Annotated in this window: 14 protein-coding genes; 12 read left to right on the plus strand and 2 right to left on the minus strand. The window is 71.3% G+C overall.

Annotation, left to right across the window (positions count from 1 at the left end; all coding sequences use genetic code 11):
• The first annotated feature begins 13 nt into the window (after positions 1–13).
• The 10 genes from ACFWIC_RS00150 (at position 14) to ACFWIC_RS00195 (ending at position 13,446) form a co-directional block, all read left to right on the plus strand.
• A complete protein-coding gene (locus ACFWIC_RS00150) occupies positions 14–784 on the plus strand; it encodes a hypothetical protein (protein ID WP_329951413.1) in 771 nt (256 codons plus the stop codon).
• Between the two features lie 350 nt (positions 785–1,134).
• Entirely contained in the window at positions 1,135–2,733 is a 1,599-nt protein-coding gene (locus ACFWIC_RS00155; RefSeq protein ID WP_380359968.1) for a hypothetical protein, read from the plus strand.
• Positions 2,734–2,883: 150 nt separating this feature from the next.
• Positions 2,884–4,443, plus strand: a complete 1,560-nt coding sequence (lysX, locus tag ACFWIC_RS00160) for a bifunctional lysylphosphatidylglycerol synthetase/lysine--tRNA ligase LysX (protein WP_329951411.1) — start codon at positions 2,884–2,886, stop codon at positions 4,441–4,443.
• A 4-nt stretch (positions 4,444–4,447) separates the two neighbouring features.
• Positions 4,448–4,570 (plus strand): hypothetical protein, encoded by a 123-nt coding sequence (locus ACFWIC_RS00165; RefSeq protein ID WP_329885566.1) that lies wholly within the window; start codon positions 4,448–4,450, stop codon positions 4,568–4,570.
• Positions 4,571–4,686: 116 nt separating this feature from the next.
• Positions 4,687–5,124 carry a BlaI/MecI/CopY family transcriptional regulator gene (locus ACFWIC_RS00170; protein WP_329885567.1) on the plus strand — a complete coding sequence of 146 codons (438 nt, stop codon included), beginning with the start codon at positions 4,687–4,689 and terminating at the stop codon, positions 5,122–5,124.
• A gap of 9 nt (positions 5,125–5,133) precedes the next feature.
• Positions 5,134–5,670, plus strand: coding sequence for an amino-acid N-acetyltransferase (locus ACFWIC_RS00175; RefSeq protein WP_329885568.1), 537 nt, complete (start codon positions 5,134–5,136; stop codon positions 5,668–5,670).
• A gap of 92 nt (positions 5,671–5,762) precedes the next feature.
• A complete protein-coding gene (locus ACFWIC_RS00180) occupies positions 5,763–6,113 on the plus strand; it encodes an Lsr2 family protein (protein WP_329885569.1) in 351 nt (116 codons plus the stop codon).
• Between the two features lie 791 nt (positions 6,114–6,904).
• Positions 6,905–9,424: an ATP-dependent Clp protease ATP-binding subunit gene (locus ACFWIC_RS00185; RefSeq protein ID WP_329885570.1), complete on the plus strand. Its 2,520-nt coding sequence runs from the start codon at positions 6,905–6,907 to the stop codon at positions 9,422–9,424.
• Between the two features lie 352 nt (positions 9,425–9,776).
• Positions 9,777–12,125 carry an immune inhibitor A domain-containing protein gene (locus tag ACFWIC_RS00190; RefSeq protein ID WP_329951410.1) on the plus strand — a complete coding sequence of 783 codons (2,349 nt, stop codon included), beginning with the start codon at positions 9,777–9,779 and terminating at the stop codon, positions 12,123–12,125.
• 406 nt (positions 12,126–12,531) lie between these two features.
• Positions 12,532–13,446 (plus strand): M23 family metallopeptidase, encoded by a 915-nt coding sequence (locus tag ACFWIC_RS00195; protein ID WP_329951409.1) that lies wholly within the window; start codon positions 12,532–12,534, stop codon positions 13,444–13,446.
• Between the two features lie 269 nt (positions 13,447–13,715).
• Here ACFWIC_RS00195 and ACFWIC_RS00200 read toward each other — a convergent pair whose 3' ends face one another.
• Entirely contained in the window at positions 13,716–14,342 is a 627-nt protein-coding gene (locus ACFWIC_RS00200; protein WP_329951408.1) for a helix-turn-helix domain-containing protein, read from the minus strand.
• 287 nt (positions 14,343–14,629) lie between these two features.
• Between ACFWIC_RS00200 and ACFWIC_RS00205 the strand changes: the two genes are divergently transcribed.
• A complete protein-coding gene (locus tag ACFWIC_RS00205) occupies positions 14,630–16,240 on the plus strand; it encodes an MDR family MFS transporter (protein ID WP_355407508.1) in 1,611 nt (536 codons plus the stop codon).
• 202 nt (positions 16,241–16,442) lie between these two features.
• On the opposite strand, the gene ACFWIC_RS00210 is transcribed toward ACFWIC_RS00205, so the two are convergent.
• Entirely contained in the window at positions 16,443–17,396 is a 954-nt protein-coding gene (locus ACFWIC_RS00210) for an A/G-specific adenine glycosylase (protein ID WP_380514497.1), read from the minus strand.
• A 182-nt stretch (positions 17,397–17,578) separates the two neighbouring features.
• Between ACFWIC_RS00210 and ACFWIC_RS00215 the strand changes: the two genes are divergently transcribed.
• Positions 17,579–18,508, plus strand: coding sequence for a hypothetical protein (locus ACFWIC_RS00215; protein WP_329951405.1), 930 nt, complete (start codon positions 17,579–17,581; stop codon positions 18,506–18,508).
• Positions 18,509–18,563 lie beyond the last annotated feature (55 nt).

The raw sequence follows: 18,563 nt of genomic DNA on the forward strand, positions 1-18,563 counted from the left end.
GTAGTGTCAACCCATGCCTACGCCACACGGATCGCGCGGCGGCATGGCCTTCAGCGCCGACGAAGTCCGCGTGCTGCGCCGCGCCCTCGCCCAAGCCCTGCACCCCTCCGTCCCCGTCCACCTCCAGGGCCACGACCGGTCGCCGTTCACCGGCGCGGGCGCCGAGCTGTGGACGGAGGACGTCCAGGACGCGCTGCGCCTGACCGAGGCGATCGACGAGGCGGTCCAGGAGGGCGGCCGACTGCGCGCCTTCCTCCTCGCCGATCTCGGCCGCTACCGGGCAGCCCTGCCCGGCAGTGCCGGCGGCTACCTGGAACGGCTGGAGGAGGCGGTGACCGACGGGTACCTCCCCGGGCCGGAGGACCTCACCGCGCTCCGCGGGCTGACCCGCCAACCGTGCGGGCAGAACGAACGGTCCCGCCGCTCGCGGCTGGCCGGGCGCTGCCACGCGCTGGCGGAGGCCGCCGTCCGCGAACGGCTCGCCCTCACCACCGGCCAGCGCCACCTCGTCGCCGTACCGAGCCCCGCCGCACCCCCGAGCATTCTCCCCACCCCTGTTGGAGGACGGATCCCGATGAGCAGCACCGAGCCCGCCGCCGAGCAGCCCGCCGCCGCCCGCAAGGGCCCCCAGCCGAGCCCCCAGGGCCAGCAGGCGCCCCGGCCGCACCGGCTGCCCACCCCGGCCGAGCTGTTCGGCCGCCGTCCCAAGCCCCCGGCCCACCCGGACCACGCCGCGCCGCCGCCCGCGCCGGAGGACCTGGAACTCGCGACCGGCACCGGCTGACCGCCCGCCGCCCGGACACCGGGGGAGGCCGCTCCGGCGGCCTCCCCCGATCCATGTGTCGACAATGTCGCCGTTCCGTCAGGATCTCGCGGTCACGACTTCATAACCTTCACGAGACGCGCCGCCGGATCGATCCCGTCCTGTACGAATTGATGACCGATCACCCGGATTGCGGGGGGGCCGGGGTTTTTTGGGGTCTCGGCCACCCCCACACCACCCCGCGCCTCCCCCTCCCCCCCCCCCGCCCGCGCCGCGCCCGCCGCGCGGCCGCGGCGACCGCGGTCGCCGCCCTCTCCGTCGGCACACTGGCCGCTCCGGCCCACGCCGCGGACCACGCACTCAGGATCAGGGTGGGGAGCCCCGTCCAGATCCCCGTCGAGCCCACCACCCCCCGGCCCCAGCTCGGCGACAACGTCGACCTGCGGATCGGCCGGACCGGCACCGGGCCGGTCCTGGGCACCAGGATCACCCTGGACGTCTCGGGCCTCGACGGCGTCGCCACCCTCACCACCGGCGAGCGCTGCACCACCGCCGCCAAGGTGATCACCTGCGACGTCGGCTACCTCGACAGCGACGACGTCAACACCACCGCCCGCCTGTGGCTGAGCGCGCTCCCCGGGGTCCGGCCCGGCGCGAGCGGCACCGTCCACGCCACCATCAGCGCCCCGGACGCCGAGTCCGCGAGCACCGACTTCACGGTCGAGGTCGGCACCGCCGCGTTCCGCACCAAGGAGCTCACCCCGAAGACCGGCGCCGCGATCGGCAGCCGCATCGACCCCGGGCTCCGGTTCGCCAACCGCGGCGGCGTCCCCGCCTCCCGCGCGGTCGTCGAGGTCTACCTGGCCCCCGGCCTGAAGGTCGACGCCTGGCCGTCCAACTGCGAGTACGCCACCGCCCCGGGCGAGCCCCGCCCCGAGGGCACCGGCGCGTACGCACCCGTCACGTACGGCCTCTGCACCGTCGAGGGCGGGATCGCACCCGACGAGGCGGTCCGGCTGGCGGGCCTCGACCTCACCGTGGCCGCCGACGCGTACGACACCTTCGCCGGCTTCACCGTCCTGCCCCGCCCGGACGCGGCGGACGCCAACGGGCCCGCACTGCGCAAGAGGCTGACGTTCAAGCACGGCACCGGCGCCCCCGCCACGCTGGTCAAGGCCGGTACCGAGGGCATCCCGGCCGGCTTCCCCGGCCGCAACGACAACTCCACCGAACAGGAGGTCAGCGCCGACAGCCACGCGGACTTCGGCGTCACCGGCACCTGGGCCCCCGACGCCACCGGCCGCGCGGGCACCCTGACCGTCACCGCCGCCAACGACGGCCCGGCCTCGATCATCGACCGCAGCGGTGGCGAGGCGACCCCGCACCTCGACGTCCAGCTCCCCGCAGGCGCCACCGTCACCGGCCTCCCGAAGGGCTGCACGGCGGAGGACCGCGTGCTCGGCCGCCCGTCCGAGAAGCCGCTCAACAGGTTCGGCTGCGAGGCGTTCGACTCCTACATGGCCGACGGCGCGAAGGCGTCCTTCAAGCTGGCCCTGAAGCTGGCCGAGGGCACCGACCCGCTGACGGCCACGGTCTCGCTCCAGAACATGGGGAGCGAACTGGAGGAGGGCCTGCCCAGCGCCCTCATGAGGTGGGACCGCAACCCGGCCGACAACCTGGTGAAGGTCACCCTGCGGGCCGCCCCGGCACCGGCACCGACCACTCCCCCGCCCGCGCCCGCCGCGACCACCCCGCCGGCCGTCGTCGTGGCGGTCGCGGCACCCGCCGTCACCGCGGCCCCGTCGGCGCCCGCCGCCCGGGCCACCGCCGTCACCGTCACCGCGGGCGGCGAACTCGCCGACACCGGCAGCCCGGCGGCCGTCCCGCTGGCCTGGGCCTCCGCCGCCGCACTGGCGCTCGGCACCGGGGCGGTGCTCGCCGCACGCCGGCCGGGCCGCCGACGGGCCTGAGCGACCCCGCCCGGTGCGGGGCGGACGGCACCCGCCGCCCGCCCCGCACCCCGGGGACGCACCGCGGGCCGGGCGCCGGCCGGGACGGCCGCCGCGGGCCGCGGGCAATCCCGTGGCGGAGCACCGGCCGGGGCTGGCTACCCTGGTGGGGTGAGCGATCAGAGCCCAATCCCCGCGACCGACGACCTTCCGGAACAGATGCGCGTCCGGCGCGAGAAGCTGGACCGGCTCCGGGCCGCCGGCATCGACCCGTACCCGGTCGGTTTCCCCCGCACCAGCACCATCGCCGACCTCCGGGCCAAGCACCCGGACCTCGCCCCGGACACCGCGACCGGCGAGCGGGCCGGCATCACCGGCCGGGTGATCCTCTCCCGCACCGGCGGCAAGCTCTGCTTCGCCACCCTGCGCGACGGCTCCGGCGACCTCCAGGTGATGTTCTCCCTGGACAAGCTGGGCGAGGAGCGGCTGGCCGCGTGGAAGGCCGACATCGACCTCGGCGACCAGGTCGGCGTGGAGGGCGAGGTGATCACCTCCCGCCGCGGCGAGCTGTCGGTGATGGTGGACCGCTGGGAGCTCACCGCCAAGTGCCTGCGCCCGCTGCCGGACAAGCACAAGGGCCTGACCGACCCGGAGGCCCGGGTCCGCCAGCGGTACGTGGACCTGATCGTCAACCCCGAGGCCCGCGAGATCCTGCACCTGCGGTCCAAGGTGGTCCGCTCGATCCGCCGCACCTACGAGGAGCGCGGCTACATCGAGGTCGAGACCCCGATGCTGCAGCCGGTGCACGGCGGCGCCAACGCGCGGCCGTTCAAGACGCACATCAACGCGTACGACATCGACCTCTTCATGCGGATCGCCCCCGAGCTGTACCTCAAGCGGCTCGTCGTCGGCGGCGCGGAGAAGGTCTTCGAGATCAACCGCAACTTCCGCAACGAGGGCGCCGACTCCACCCACAACCCCGAGTTCACCTCGCTGGAGTCGTACGAGGCCTACGGCGACTACGACACCCAGGCCGAGCTGATCCGGGCCACCATCGTCAACGCCGCCCGGGACGCCCTGGGCACCACGGTGATCAGGGGCCTCGACCCGCACGGCGTCGAGCACGAGATCGACCTGGCCGAGCCGTGGGAGGAGGTCGGCGTCTACCCCGGCATCTCGGCCCGGCTCGGCGTCGAGGTCACCCCGGAGACCGGCGTCGAGGAGCTCCGCAAGCTGGCCGCCGAGCACGGCATCCCCTTCGAGAAGGAGTGGGGCCACGGCCAGATCGTGCTGGAGATGGTCGAGCGCCTGCTGGAGGAGAACGCCGTCCGGCCGACCTTCATCAAGGACTACCCGACCGAGGTCTCCCCGCTGACCCGTCAGCACCGCTCGGTCCCCGGCGTGGCCGAGAAGTGGGACCTGGTGATCTTCGGCACCGAGATCGGCACCGCCTACTCCGAGCTGATCGACCCGGTCGAGCAGCGCGCCCGCCTCACCGCGCAGTCCCTGCTCGCGGCCGGCGGCGACGTCGAGGCGATGCAGATCGACGAGGACTTCCTGCGGGCCCTGGAGTACGCGATGCCGCCCACCGGCGGTCTCGGTCTCGGCGTGGACCGCCTGATCATGCTGCTCACCGGCAAGAACATCCGGGAGACGGTGCTCTTCCCGCTGGTGAAGCCGGAGCCCAAGGCGTCCGCCGCCACCGCGGCGGAGAAGACCGAGGAGGAGTGACCTGATGGACTACGTCAGCGCTATCGTCCCACCGCTGGTCATGGCGATCGGCTTCGGCTTCCTGGTGCGGGCCATCATCCGCAGCCAGGGCGGAGCCCGGAAGGCCAAGGAGGACGTGGTCGACTGACGCCCGTCGGCCACCACGGCACCCGCGCCGCCATTCCCGATTCCGGGAGTGGCGGCGCGCCGGTTTGGCGGCACTTCACAAGATTTGCCCCATTCACTCCCTATCCTGGCCGCACTATGGTCCGGCAACTCGGCGAACTTGAGAACGCCATCATGACCCGGGTGTGGCAGTGGAACCGACCGGTCACGGTTCGCGAGGTTCTCGTGGATCTGCGGTCCGAACGCGAAATCGCGTACACCACGGTGATGACCGTCCTGGACAAGCTCCACAGAAAGGGCTGGCTCCGCCGCGAGCGGGTGGGACGGGCCTATCGATATGAACCGGTCTCGTCCCGCGAGGCGTACACCGCCGCTCTCATGAACGACGCCTGGGCCACCGGTGACAATCCTGCCGCCGCCCTGGTGCACTTCTTCGGCCTGATGTCACCGGAGCAACGCGAGGCTCTCCGCGACGCGTTGCGGGTCGCCGCTCTGTTCCCGCCCGATCCGGCCGCCCAGGATTCCGCGGAGACCGGGCCCGATACCGGGGAGACCCCACCGGGGCCGGCACGATAACGTCCCGCCATGGAGGTCACCATCCGCCGGGCGCGGACCACGGACGTGCGGGCAGTGCGCGGGCTCATCGATGCCTACTCGCGCGACGGCATTCTGCTCGACAAGCCCACCGTCACCCTGTTCGAATCCGTTCAGGAGTTCTGGGTCGCCGAACGCGACGACACCGGAGCCGTGGTGGCGTGCGGCGCCCTGCACGTGATGTGGGAGGACCTCGCCGAGGTCCGCACGCTCGCGGTCGATCCGTCCTGCCGGGGCCACGGCGTCGGACATCTCCTGCTGGAGAAGCTGCTGCAGACCGCCCGCTGGCTCGGCGTCCGTCGGATTTTCTGCCTGACGTTCGAGGTTCCGTTCTTCGCGAAACACGGTTTCGTCGAGATCGGCGAGCTCCAGGAAACCGATGATGGTACGACAGACCCGGCGGCCATCGCTACGGATGTCTATGAAGAACTTCTCCGCTCGTACGATGAAGGTGTCGCGGAGTTCCTCGACCTGGAGCGGGTGAAGCCCAACACGCTGGGCAACTCGCGCATGCTGCTGCACCTGTGAGCCGCTCCCGGACGGGGCAGGGGTTTGTGTTTTCCGGAGAAAGGCGCTTTCCTTTCCTTAGGCAATGGGTCGTTTAGCGGAAAGGGAAGCCCGTGGCACAGAGGGTGCAGGTCATTCTTGAAGACGATCTCGACGGCGGGTCGGCGGACGAAACGGTCACGTTCGCGCTCGACGGTGTTGCCTACGAGATCGACCTGAAGAGCGCCAACGCGGACAAGCTCCGCGATCTGCTGGCGCCGTACGTCGAGAAGGGTCGCAAGCAGAGCGGACGGCTGGCCGCAGCCCGCCGTCCGGGCCGCGGTTCGGCCCCCCGCCCGTCCGGCAGCGTCCCGGACACCGCGAAGATCCGCGCGTGGGCCAAGGAGCAGGGTCTGGACGTCAACGACCGCGGCCGCGTGCCGAGCAACGTGCGCGAGGCCTACGAGAAGGCCAACGCGGCCTGATCCGGGCGTCGCCCGGCCGCCCGGACGGGTGCGGGGTCCCGGAGGTCGCGTGAAGCGTCCATGGCACACGCGCGGGGCGCGGAGGACATTCCTCCGCGCCCCGCGGCGCACACCCGGACGGTGACCGGTCCGCCGGCACGCCCGTCGGCGGGCGCGGGGACGGCGGTGTGAACGGTGGGGCGGGCTGCCCGTTCGGGCAGCGGCCCGGGCAGCGGCCCGGACGCCGGTCCCCGGGCCGACCCGGTCCGCGGTCGCGACCGTGACCACGGCCGTGACCGGGGCCGTGACCGGGGCGACGGGACGGGCGGCGGAACAATCACGGCCTGTGCAACGCTGTAGGGGCGAAAGCGGTCACGCGGACACCACCGGTATGGCGTACCGGACCCGACGGCCGAGGCCGAACCGCCGTCACCACCGGGCGACTTCTCGCCAGGCGAACACCGCCACCCCGGAAACTGCGCGAGAACCGCCCCGATACCGGGTATGAATGCAGGTGGACGGGGTCAGTCACCCCGCCCGGGGCAGTACGCGTGACCGGTCGGACGCTTGTCGGCTGCGCTGCGGCAGAGGTTGTTCGCCGATGGCGTAGCGGCATCCGGTGCATCCGGCCCACCTGTGGGAACACCGTCTCCCAACATGAGGTTGGGATTGGTGTCGGCTGGTCGCGCAGCATGTCTCTCCCCTACCAGGGAGTGAATCCGTGGGCCGCGCCGCTGAGCGGGACTAGCATGCGGAAGGACAGGGCGGGGACGGACCCCGAACTGCCCGACCGCTCTGAGGAGCGATAAACGATGTTCGAGAGGTTCACCGACCGCGCGCGGCGGGTTGTCGTCCTGGCTCAGGAAGAAGCCCGGATGCTCAACCACAACTACATCGGCACCGAGCACATCCTCCTGGGTCTGATCCACGAGGGTGAGGGTGTCGCCGCTAAGGCCCTGGAGAGCCTCGGGATTTCTCTTGAGGCTGTTCGCCAGCAGGTCGAGGAGATCATCGGCCAGGGCCAGCAGGCCCCGTCCGGTCACATTCCCTTCACCCCCCGGGCGAAGAAGGTCCTGGAGCTGTCGCTCCGCGAGGCCCTGCAGCTCGGCCACAACTACATCGGCACCGAGCACATCCTGCTCGGCCTGATCCGCGAGGGCGAGGGCGTCGCCGCCCAGGTCCTGGTGAAGCTCGGAGCCGACCTCAACCGGGTGCGCCAGCAGGTCATCCAGCTGCTCTCCGGGTACCAGACCGGCGGTGGCAAGGAGTCGGCGACGGCCGGCGGGCCCGCCGAGGGCACCCCGTCGACCTCGCTGGTCCTGGACCAGTTCGGCCGCAACCTCACCCAGGCCGCCCGCGAGGCCAAGCTCGACCCGGTCATCGGGCGCGAGAAGGAGATCGAGCGGGTCATGCAGGTGCTGTCCCGCCGCACCAAGAACAACCCGGTCCTGATCGGTGAGCCCGGCGTCGGCAAGACCGCCGTGGTCGAGGGCCTGGCCCAGGCGATCGTCAAGGGCGAGGTCCCGGAGACGCTCAAGGACAAGCAGCTCTACACGCTGGACCTCGGCGCCCTGGTCGCCGGCTCCCGCTACCGCGGTGACTTCGAGGAGCGCCTGAAGAAGGTCCTCAAGGAGATCCGCACCCGCGGGGACATCATCCTGTTCATCGACGAGCTGCACACCCTGGTCGGCGCGGGTGCCGCCGAGGGCGCCATCGACGCCGCCTCGATCCTGAAGCCGATGCTGGCCCGCGGCGAGCTGCAGACCATCGGTGCGACCACGCTCGACGAGTACCGCAAGCATCTGGAGAAGGACGCCGCGCTGGAGCGCCGCTTCCAGCCGATCCAGGTCGCCGAGCCGTCGCTGCCGCACACCATCGAGATCCTCAAGGGTCTGCGCGACCGCTACGAGGCCCACCACCGGGTCTCCATCACGGACGCCGCCCTGGTCGCCGCCGCCACCCTGGCCGACCGGTACATCTCGGACCGCTTCCTGCCGGACAAGGCCATCGACCTGATCGACGAGGCCGGCTCCCGGATGCGCATCCGCCGGATGACCGCGCCGCCGGACCTCCGCGAGTTCGACGAGAAGATCGCCGACGTGCGCCGCGAGAAGGAGAGCGCGATCGACGCGCAGGACTTCGAGAAGGCCGCGTCCCTGCGCGACGACGAGAAGCAGCTCCTCCAGGCCAAGGCCAAGCGCGAGAAGGAGTGGAAGGCCGGCGACATGGACGTCGTCGCGGAGGTCGACGAGGAACTCATCGCCGAGGTCCTGGCCACCGCCACCGGCATCCCGGTCTTCAAGCTGACGGAGGAGGAGTCCTCCCGGCTGCTGCGCATGGAGGACGAGCTGCACAAGCGCGTCATCGGCCAGAAGGACGCCATCAAGGCGCTCTCCCAGGCCATCCGGCGCACCCGTGCGGGCCTCAAGGACCCGAAGCGCCCCGGCGGCTCGTTCATCTTCGCCGGCCCGTCCGGCGTCGGTAAGACCGAGCTGTCCAAGACGCTCGCCGAGTTCCTCTTCGGTGACGAGGACGCGCTGATCTCCCTCGACATGTCCGAGTTCTCGGAGAAGCACACCGTCTCCCGGCTCTTCGGTTCGCCCCCCGGCTACGTGGGCTACGAGGAGGGCGGCCAGCTGACCGAGAAGGTGCGCCGCAAGCCGTTCTCCGTCGTCCTCTTCGACGAGGTGGAGAAGGCCCACCCGGACATCTTCAACTCGCTGCTGCAGATCCTGGAGGACGGTCGTCTGACCGACTCCCAGGGCCGCGTGGTCGACTTCAAGAACACCGTCATCATCATGACGACGAACCTCGGCACCCGGGACATCTCGAAGGGCTTCAACCTGGGCTTCGCGGCCGCGGGTGACGCCCAGACCGGGTACGACCGGATGAAGGCCAAGGTCGGCGAGGAGCTCAAGCAGCACTTCCGCCCCGAGTTCCTGAACCGCGTCGACGACATCGTCGTCTTCCACCAGCTGACCGAGGAAGACATCATCCAGATCGTCGACCTGATGGTCGACAAGGTGGACTCGCGGCTCAAGGACAAGGACATGGGCCTGGAGCTCAGCGTCGAGGCCAAGAGGCTGCTGGCCAAGCGCGGCTACGACCCGATCCTGGGTGCCCGTCCGCTGCGCCGGACCATCCAGCGCGAGATCGAGGACCACCTCTCCGAGAAGATCCTCTTCGGCGAGCTGCGGGCCGGCCACATCGTGGTCGTCGGTGTCGAGGGCGAGGGCAAGGAAGCGAAGTTCACCTTCCGCGGAGAGGAGAAGTCCGCGGTCGCGGACACTCCGGCCGCCGTCGCCTCGTCGGGTCCCGACCTGACGAAGTAGAAACAGTTAACAGATAACAGCAAACGGTTTGGGCCCCCGGCGTTCGCGCCGGGGGCCCGAGCCGTTTTTCACGTCCTCGTCGAAGCTGTGATCCGGCCCACGAAGTCCCAGGCGGGGGGCCTGACCGGGCGCCGGTGCGAGTGCGATCGATCATGCAGTCATCTTTAATGCCAATGTTCTTGACGGAGCGTCAGCTGATACGAAGTCGCGGAGCATAGCGCTGTGGCCATGTCACGGTCAAGGTCTATCTTTTCCGTCCACGCTTGGATCAAATGACCTCCACCTGTCTTTCATTGGTTTACCGGAAGGCCAAGAGCCGGACCGGTTTGGGGAGGACGTCACAACGTTGAAGATGACCAGGAAAGCCGCTGCAGTCGCCTCGGCCGCGGCAGTCATAGCCGCGCTCGGCGCGGGACTGCTCCCGAGCACGGCCGTTGCCGCCGGCTCCGCCCCCGTGCCGAAGGACCCGGCCGAGGCTGTTCAGAGCACTGAACACAACTTCCCGGGCCCGCTGACCGAGAAGGTCGAGGCCGAGCAGAAGGCCGCCACCGAGCAGCTGCTCGCCGGCACCGCCAAGATCGAGCAGCACGGCGGGGGCACCAGCATCAAGCTGGGCAAGGACAAGTACGTCGAGCTCTCCCGCGAGCGCACGGACAAGATCTTCACCATTCTGGTCGAGTTCAGCGACCAGGTGGACAACACCACCACGACGCCGGACGGCAAGCTGAAGTACGGCGGCACCCCCGGCCCGCAGCGCAACCAGATCCAGAAGCCGGACCCCGCCACCAACAACTCGACCGCGTGGCAGGCCGACTACAACCAGCAGCACTTCCAGGACCTGTACTTCAGCAAGACCCAGGACTCGCTGAAGACGTACTACGAGAAGCAGTCCTCGGGCCGCTACTCGGTCGACGGCCAGGTCACCGACTGGGTGAAGGTGCCGTGGAACGAGGCCCGTTACGGCTCGGACTACTGCGGCCAGCACGTCTGCAACAACGCGCAGGACCTGATCCGCGACGGCATCACCTCCTGGGTCGCCGACCAGAAGGCCAAGGGCCAGACGGACGCTCAGATCAAGGCGACCATCGCGCAGTACGACCAGTGGGACCGGTACGACTTCGACCACGACGGCAACTTCAACGAGCCCGACGGTTACATCGACCACTTCCAGATCGTGCACGCCGGTGAGGACCAGTCGGCGGGCGGCGGCAAGCAGGGCACCGACGCGCTCTGGGCCCACCGCTCGTACGTCTACGGCACCCAGGCGGGCTCCACCGGCCCGAGCGACAACAAGCTCGGCGGTACCCCGGTCGGCGGCACCGGCATCTGGATCGGCGACTACACCATGCAGCCCGAGAACGGCGGCCTCGGTGTCTTCGCCCACGAGTACGGCCACGACCTCGGTCTGCCCGACCTGTACGACACCTCGGGCAGCGGGATCGACAACTCGGTCGGCTTCTGGTCGCTGATGTCCTCCGGTTCCTGGCTGGGCGAGGGCAAGGACTCGATCGGCGACAAGCCGAACGACCTCGACGCCTGGAGCAAGCTGAAGCTCGGCTGGCTGAAGTTCGAGAAGGCCAAGGCCGGCACCGAGTCGACCCACCACATCGGCCCGGCGGAGTACAACTCCAACCTGCCGCAGGCGCTCGTCGTCGACCTGCCGAAGAAGACCGTCACCACCGAGATCAACACCCCGTTCGCGGGTGCCAACGAGTGGTGGAGCGGCAGCGCGGACGACCTCAACGTCTCGCTGACCCGTGACGTCGACCTCACCGGCAAGACCTCGGCCACGCTGACGGCCAAGGCCTGGTACGACATCGAGCAGGACTTCGACTACGGCTACGCCGAGGTCTCCACCGACGGTGGTGCCAACTGGGCGGCCCTGGACGGCACCTTCAACGGTGTCGCCATCCCGAAGAACCCGGCCGAGAAGGCCGGTCTGACGGGCACCTCCGGTGGCAAGTGGGGCGACCTCTCCTTCCCGCTGAACGCCTACGCCGGCAAGGCCGTCAAGGTCCGCTTCCACTACACCACCGACGGTGGCCTGCACCTCAAGGGCCTGGCCCTGGACGAGATCGCGGTCACCGCCGACGGCGCCACCGTCTTCACCGACGGTGCCGAGAACGGTGACAACGGCTGGGCCGCGAAGGGCTTCTCCCGCATCAGCGGCAAGTTCTCGAACGAGTACGCCCAGTACTACATCGCCGAGAACCGCCAGTACGTCTCGTACGACAAGACCCTGAAGACCGGCCCGTACAACTTCGGCTTCGCCAACAGCAAGCCGAACTGGGTCGAGCACTACGCCTACCAGCCCGGTCTGCTGCTCTGGTACTGGGACGAGTCGCAGAGCGACAACAACGTCACCAACCACCCGGGCGAGGGCCTGATCCTCCCGATCGACTCGCACCCGACCCCGCTCAAGTGGTCGGACGGCACCCTGCAGCGCCCGCGCGTCCAGGGCTACGACTCGACCTTCGGCTCGCGCCGCGTGGACGGTCTGACCCTGCACAAGGCCGGCGTCCCGACGGTCTACCCGAAGGCCAAGGGTGTCGACGAGTTCTCCGACCTGAAGTCCTACTGGTCGGAGGAGAACAAGTACAGCAGCGTCAAGGTCCCGAAGACCGGTACCAGCATCGAGGTCGAGAACGAGTCCTCGAACTACCTGGAGACCTGGATCCGCGTCCGCCCGGTCGACAACTGATCCACCGAGCAGTGGTGATCAGCCTGTGACCAGGCGCCGTTGAACCATCCGTCCGGCCCGTCCCCGCACCTGCGGGGGCGGGCCGGATTCGTTGGTTTCGACCCGATTCGCCCTGCTTCAAACTCGGCCCGCGGGTGGTGCTGGTCACAGCGCCACCGGCCGGTACGAGCGGGAGTAGTAGGACGGCCGGACGGACGGCCGAGCACGTGGGGCCATGAACAGACCATCCGATCTCATGATCGTTACTCCGTCGGTTTGAATCTCCGGCGCAACACTGACTACACGCCGTAGTACGTCACACCGTTTGGGACTCCGCTCGGTGACGGTTACACCTGAGTGGTCCCTGCTCAGCCCGCCCGACCGGGCTCAGCGTGCTGCCCCCGTACGTCCGTGAGGTTGAGCTCCGATGCCCCCTGTCCCGCCCCTGGGGCCGGCCCTTCGCCGGCTCGCCGCCGCCTCGCCGCTGCGAAACGACCGGAACCACGTCACCGTCGCCCCGCTGCTGCGGACCGACCGCAACCGGGCCACCAGTGCCGCCGCCGCCAGCGCGGTCATACTGGCCGGCGCCCTGCTGGTCGCCTCCCCCGGCAACGCCTCGGCGCAGACGGTCACCCCCACCACCCCCGGCAGCTCGGCCTTCACCGTCCCGCAGGGGGCGGCGCAGACCCCGGCCCTGGTCCAGGTGGCCGGTCCCAGCGAGTACAAGCTGTCGCACGACCACGACTCGGCCCAGGAGCTCGTGGCCGTGGCGGTGAACCTGCTGGCCCCCGAGCCGGCCGCCCCGGCGCCGTCGGCCGACCAGGCACCGGCCGAGCCCGCCCCCGAGCCGGCTCCCGAGCCCGCCCCCGCCCCCGCACCGGCCCCCGAGCCCGAGCCTGCGCCGGCTCCCGCCCCCGCCCCCGCCCCCGCCCCGGAGTGGTCCGCCCCCGTCCCGGGCGCCCCGACCAGCAACCCGTACGGCGTGCGCAACCCCGAGTACGCGGCCGGCTACCACACCGGGGTCGACTTCGCGGTCCCCCCGGGCACCCCGCTGCTCGCGGTCGGCAAGGCCACCGTCGTGTCGGCCGGCTGGGACGGCGCGTACGGCAAGGAGGTCGTGCTGCGGCTGGCGGACGGCCGGTACGCCCAGTACGCGCACATGTCGGCCGTCTCGGTGTCGGCGGGCGACCGGGTCTCGGCCGGGGAGCAGATCGGCCGCTCCGGGAACACCGGCAACTCGACCGGGCCGCACCTGCACTTCGAGATCCGCTCCAGCAACCGCTACGGCGCCGTGGTCAACCCGATCGCCTACCTCGCGGGGCACGGGGTCACCGGGTTCTGAGCCCGTTCCGGCCCGCGGCCCCACGGCGCCCCACGGCGCCGCCCGGGCCCGGTCTCCGCACCACTGCGGCGTGGGGGGCGCCGCCCCCCCCGCGCGGCCGCCCCGGGGGGGGGGGTTCACCGCGGCGGCGGGCGGGGCCCCGGGGCCCCGGGGGTTCTTCCCCGGGCCCGGCCCGCCCCCCCCCGGCCCCCCTCGGCCCCGCCGGGGCGGGGCCCCCCCACCGGGGGGGGGGCGGCCCGGCACCGCTCCGGTGCCGGGCCGACGGTCGTTCAGTTCCCCGGCGCGGCGTGGCCGATCGTCCGGCCGATCTCCAGCGCGACGTACTGCGCGGCCGCCATCGCCTCCTCCGGGGTGGGCTCCCCGATGGTGACCTCACCGGCCGCCGTCCGCTCCTCGGGCCGCTTGTCCTGGTGGAGCAGGAAGAGCGCCGAGTTGATGGTGAACAGCGACATCATCGCGCGCAGCCGGTCCGCGAAGCTCGCCCCCGGACCGTGCACCAGCCGGACCAACGCGATCATCCGCTCCCTGAACTCCCGCCCGGCCGGCAGGTCCCGCAGCGCGGGCTGGTTCTCCTGGAAGAAGCGGAGCAGCGGCGCCCGCTCGGACATCCCGGCCGCGAACCGGCGGATGAGCTCGTCCCGCACCTCCGGCGACCACTCCTGCTCGCGACCCCAGGCGATGAGCTCGTCGATCGGCACGGCCGTGGCGGCCACGATGCCGTGGACGATGTCCTCCTTGGTCTTGAAGTGGTAGTAGAGGGCGGCCTTGGTGACACCGAGCCGGTCGGCGATCTCCCGCAGCGAGGTGCGTTCGTAGCCGTGCTCGGAGAAGAGCTCCAGGGCGACCGCGACGATGCGGGCCCGGGTGTCGCTACGGGGGCTGTGCGTCGTGCCCATGGCCTGCCTCTGACTGCGTCGATGTCCGGTGCTGACGACCTGCGGCGGCCGCGGCGTTGCCGACGGGCGCCGCGTTCGGCGCCCCGTTCCGGACTCATTCTCCCTGCCCGGGCAGTTCACGGAAAAACTGGCTTGACGACCGGCTAGTACACAACCTACCGTGCCGTCGATCCGCAAACTAGCCGGGCGTCAAGTAAGTAGACGCCGAGGAGCCGGGCCGGTCGTCCGACGCGCCGGGCTCCCGTCAGCCACGCCCCGCCCCACCCAGTCCGGGAGACCGCACCCCCATGTCACAACCCAAGGCCGACACCCCGTCACCGGAACAGAAACCGGCCGAGGACGAACAGCCCCGTTCCCCCCGCGAGATCCGCCTGGTCATGATCGGCCTGGTGGTCACCATGCTGCTCGCCATGCTCGACGGCCTGATCGTCGGAACCGCGATGCCGACCATCGTCGGTGAGCTCGGCGGCGCCGAGCACCTCTCGTGGGTGGTCACCTCGTACACCCTGGCCACCGCCGCCTCCACCCCGATCTGGGGCAAGCTCGGCGACCTCTACGGCCGAAAGGGCACCTTCCTCATCTCGATCGTGATCTTCCTGGCGGGCTCGGCCCTCTCCGGCCTCTCCCAGGACATGACCGAGCTGATCGGATTCCGCGCGCTCCAGGGCCTCGGCGCCGGCGGTCTGATGGTCGGCGTGATGTCGATCATGGGCGCGCTCGTCCCGCCCCGTGACCGGGGCAAGTACCAGGGCATGTTCGCCGCGGTGATGGCCCTCGCCACCATCGGCGGTCCGCTGGTCGGCGGCTTCATCACGGACCACCTGAACTGGCGCTGGACCTTCTACATCAACCTGCCGCTCGGCGCGGTCGCCCTCGCCGTCGTCGTGGTGACGCTGAAGCTGCCGAAGGTCCGCAGCAAGGCCAGGATCGACTACCTCGGTGCGCTGCTGCTCACCACCGGCATCACCGCACTGACCCTGATCACCACCTGGGGCGGCCAGGAGTACACCTGGGGCTCGAAGGAGATCCTCGGCCTGGCCGCGCTGGCGGCGGCCACGCTGATCGGCTTCTGCTACGTCGAGCAGCGGGTCGAGGAGCCGATGCTGCCGCTCTCGCTGTTCAAGAACCTGAACTTCACGCTGGTCTCGGTGATCGGCTTCGTGGTCGGCTTCGTGATGTTCGGCGCGACGGTCTTCCTGCCGCTCTACCAGCAGACCGTCCAGGGAGCCTCGGCCACCAACTCCGGCCTGCTGCTGATGCCGATGATGTTCGGCATGCTGGTGGTCTCGCTGGTCGTCGGCCAGGCCGTCACCAAGACCGGCAAGTACCGGATCTACCCGATCATCGGCACGATCGTGATGACCGTCGGCATGGTGCTGCTCTCCACCCTCTCCACCGACACCTCGAACTTCGCCTCCGCCTGCTGGATGGTCGTGCTCGGGGCCGGTATGGGCTTCCTGATGCAGATCACCATGCTGGTCGCGCAGAACAGTGTCGAGCTCAAGGACATGGGTGTGGCCAGCTCCACCGCCACGCTGTTCCGCACCATCGGCGGCTCGTTCGGTGTGGCGCTGTTCGGCGCGCTGTTCAACAGCCGGGTCACCGAGACCATGACGGAGCGGCTCGGTTCGGCGGCCGGTGCCGGCGGCTCGCAGGGCGACCCGTCGCAGCTCAGCCCGGCCGCGCTCCGGGCCCTGCCCGAGCCGGTGCAGGACGCCTACCACCACGCGGTGGCCAACGGCATGCACACCGTCTTCCTTTGGGGGGCGGGTGTCGCCGTGATCGCGGTCGCCGCCGCGGTCTTCATGCGCGAGGTGCCGCTGCGCGGCGCCGGCGGACCGCCGGCCGAGGACGCCGCGGCCGCCAAGGGGTCCGACGCCGCGGCCGTCGCGATCTGACGCCCGGCCGCCGGAGGCCCCCGCTCCACGGAGCGGGGGCCTCCGGCCTGTCCGGGCCGGGCCGGGCCTGCGCCACGGCGCTTCGGGGCTTCGGGGCTTCGGGTTTCAGGGGCCCAGGGGGCTCAGGGGCCACAGGTCGGCGGGGTTGCCGGCGTGAGCCGCCGGGCCGGGACCGCCCGTCGGGACCTCCGGTCGGCCCGGGCTACCGGGGAAGCCGGTAGACGCCCTGCTCGACCGGCTCGACCAGGCCGTCGGCGACCAGCCCGTCCAGGGCGCGGGCCCGCTGCACCGCATCCGGCCAGACGGCGTCCAGCAGGGCCTGCGGCACCGTGTCGTGGGCGTCCCGCAGCACCGCGAGCAGCTTGCCGCGCACCTGCCGATCGGTCCCCTCGTACGTCTGGCCCCGCCGGGCCGGGCCCTCGTAGGGCGGGCAGCCAGCCCGTTGCCAGGCACAGACGGTGAACAGCGGGCAGTCGCCGCACTCCGGGCCGCGGGCCGTGCAGACCAGGGCGCCCAGCTCCATCACGCCGACCGCCCAGGTCGCGGCCGTCGCGGCGGCGTCGGGCAGCAGCGCCGTGGCGGTCCGCCGTTCGGCCGCCGTGGTGGCCTGCGCCGGGTACTCCACGCCGGTCACCGCCCGGGCGAACACCCGGCGGACGTTGGTGTCCAGCACCACGTGCCGCTGGCGGAAGGCGAACGAGGCCACCGCCGCCGCCGTGTACTCGCCGACCCCGGGCAGCGACAGGAGGGTCGCGTGGTCGTCCGGGACCTCACCGCCGTGCTCCGTGGTGATCGCCACCGCGGCCGCGTGCAGGCGCAGCGCGCGGCGCGGGTAGCCCAGCCGGCCCCAGAGCCGGACGGCCTCGCCCGGCGCCTCGGCGGCCAGGTCCGCCGGGGTCGGCCAGCGTTCCAGCCAGGTCTCCCAGACGGGCAGCACCCGCTTCACCGGGGTCTGCTGGAGCATGAACTCGCTGACCATCACGGCCCAGGGCGAGGCGTCCGGGGTCCGCCAGGGGAGGTCCCGGGCGTTGGCCTCGTACCAGTCGAGGACGGTCGTGTGCAGCACGGGGAGCGGCAGGGCGAGCTTCGGCCCCCCGGCGGCGGACGCGGGCGCGGGGACGACGGGGACGGCGGGGGTGACGGTGTTGGCAGCCATGGCCCCTCGATCCTCCCACGCCCGCGACGGCAACCGAAGTGGATCACGGGATTCCGGATCGGGCCGCAAAACCCCCCATTCAGCCTCCCCCGAACGGCGCAAATGGCGGATCATGTGAAGGAAGGGGTGAGTGTGCGGTGTTGGTGCGTCAGGGGGCACACACTGTCTCGTAGAGTTTGGGCGTGCCCTCTCTGCGTCAACCCGTAGGACCGCTGCCGGCCTCGATCTACTGGCGTCGGCGCATCGTCGTGCTCATCGCCGTCGTCGCGGTCGCCGCCCTCGTCATCTGGCTGATGTCCGATCAGGGCGGCGGTGACGACGGCTCGAAGGACAAGACCGCGCAGGCCGCGCCGACCCAGTCCCAGAGCCCTGCCCAGGCGATCACGCCGGGCGCCTCGCCCAGCGGACCGGCGAACAACTCGCGCCCCGGCAGCGGAAGCGGAGGCACCGCCACGGGTGGTGCGACCGGCGGCGCGGTGGGCGGCGGAGGCGGCGGCGACGCCAGCCTCAGCACCGGCGGCACGACCGGCGGCGCGCCCAACCCCGCACCCGCCACCGGCGGTACGGCGACGGGCGGCGGCGCGACGGGCGGCGGCGCGGCCGGAGGAACCGGCGGCAGCGGCGGGACCGGCGGAGCCGCGGGCGGGACCGGCGGCGGCAACGGCGGCCCTCCCCCGGTGAACACCCCCGAGGTCATGGCGCTGCCGGTCTGCGCCTCCTCGCAGGTGACGCTCGGCCTGTCCAGCGCCCAGAACGCCTACCAGCCCAAGGACAAGCCGCGGCTGGCGCTCACCGTCACCAACTCCTCGGGCACCAACTGCCGGGTGGACCTCGGCCGGACCGCCTCGGCGATCACCGTCACCGCCAGCAACGGCGAGCGCATCTGGTCCTCCGGCGACTGCCCCGCCGACCGCAACAGCAACTGGGTGCAGCTCCCGGCCAACAACGGCCTGACCGAGACCTTCACCTGGGACCGCGGCCGCAGCAAGCCGCAGTGCGCCACCGCCGACCCGGCCCCCGCGCCGGCCGGCAACTACCTGGTCGTCGCCGACCTCACCGGCCTCTCCGGCGGCCAGGCCTCGGCCCGTTCCTCGATCCGCCTGGAGAACTGACCGGCGGTCACCCGCCCTGCGGACGACACGCAGGAGCCCCCGGCCGCGGACGGTC

The organism is Kitasatospora sp. NPDC127035 (assembly GCF_042726075.1).
Taxonomy (GTDB): Bacteria; Actinomycetota; Actinomycetes; order Streptomycetales; family Streptomycetaceae; genus Kitasatospora.

Bases quoted from the DNA above. Each gene is read 5' to 3' on its own strand.
- ACFWIC_RS00150 (WP_329951413.1), top strand. From the start codon at position 14: ATGCCTACGCCACACGGATCGCGCGGCGGCATGGCCTTCAGCGCCGAC.
- ACFWIC_RS00165 (WP_329885566.1), top strand. From the start codon at position 4,448: ATGGACTACGTCAGCGCTATCGTCCCACCGCTGGTCATGGCGATCGGC.
- ACFWIC_RS00170 (WP_329885567.1), top strand. From the start codon at position 4,687: ATGGTCCGGCAACTCGGCGAACTTGAGAACGCCATCATGACCCGGGTG.
- ACFWIC_RS00175 (WP_329885568.1), top strand. From the start codon at position 5,134: ATGGAGGTCACCATCCGCCGGGCGCGGACCACGGACGTGCGGGCAGTG.
- ACFWIC_RS00185 (WP_329885570.1), top strand. From the start codon at position 6,905: ATGTTCGAGAGGTTCACCGACCGCGCGCGGCGGGTTGTCGTCCTGGCT.
- ACFWIC_RS00190 (WP_329951410.1), top strand. From the start codon at position 9,777: ATGACCAGGAAAGCCGCTGCAGTCGCCTCGGCCGCGGCAGTCATAGCC.
- ACFWIC_RS00195 (WP_329951409.1), top strand. From the start codon at position 12,532: ATGCCCCCTGTCCCGCCCCTGGGGCCGGCCCTTCGCCGGCTCGCCGCC.
- ACFWIC_RS00200 (WP_329951408.1), bottom strand. From the start codon at position 14,342: ATGGGCACGACGCACAGCCCCCGTAGCGACACCCGGGCCCGCATCGTC.
- ACFWIC_RS00205 (WP_355407508.1), top strand. From the start codon at position 14,630: ATGTCACAACCCAAGGCCGACACCCCGTCACCGGAACAGAAACCGGCC.
- ACFWIC_RS00210 (WP_380514497.1), bottom strand. From the start codon at position 17,396: ATGGCTGCCAACACCGTCACCCCCGCCGTCCCCGTCGTCCCCGCGCCC.